The sequence below is a fragment of the Algoriphagus sp. UBA3586 genome, from assembly GCF_002376385.1.
In the GTDB taxonomy this organism is placed as follows: Bacteria; Bacteroidota; Bacteroidia; order Cytophagales; family Cyclobacteriaceae; genus Algoriphagus; species Algoriphagus ornithinivorans.
Genome location: NZ_DFMT01000029.1, coordinates 62,931 through 63,416, shown reverse-complemented (window position 1 = coordinate 63,416; position 486 = coordinate 62,931).

Sequence of the window (486 nt, the reverse complement as noted above, 5' to 3'; positions counted from 1 at the left end):
TCCAAAGGAGCGAGATTTTCTGGTTAGGCCAATTTAGAAACGCCAAATATTATCGTTTTAAAGTAGGGCTTTGAAATATTGGTTTTCTTGGCTTCTGCTTAATATTTAATATAAACGCTCATTTTTTTCATTATCCCGCCCCTTCAGGGCTACTTCGTAAGGTTTGGAATGATGATTTTTCTCCTAAGGAATCTCGGTCCTTCGGACCTCAATTATTTTTCTATGCCTATAGGATGGGTATAAATTAAATAGCTCCGAAGGAGCGTAATTACTTAGTAATTGTAAATATTAGAATCTAAATAATCCAGCTCCAAAGGAGCGTGATTACTTGTCTAAGCGCTATTTGTTTAACTAATTATCACACATTTTTATTGAATGATTGTTTTGCTATTTTATTTTTTGGATCATCTAAAATTCATCTCTGAATTTTTTTCTTTATCCCGCCCCTTCAGGGCTATTACGAGTGGGTAGGTTTAGTGGTTTTTC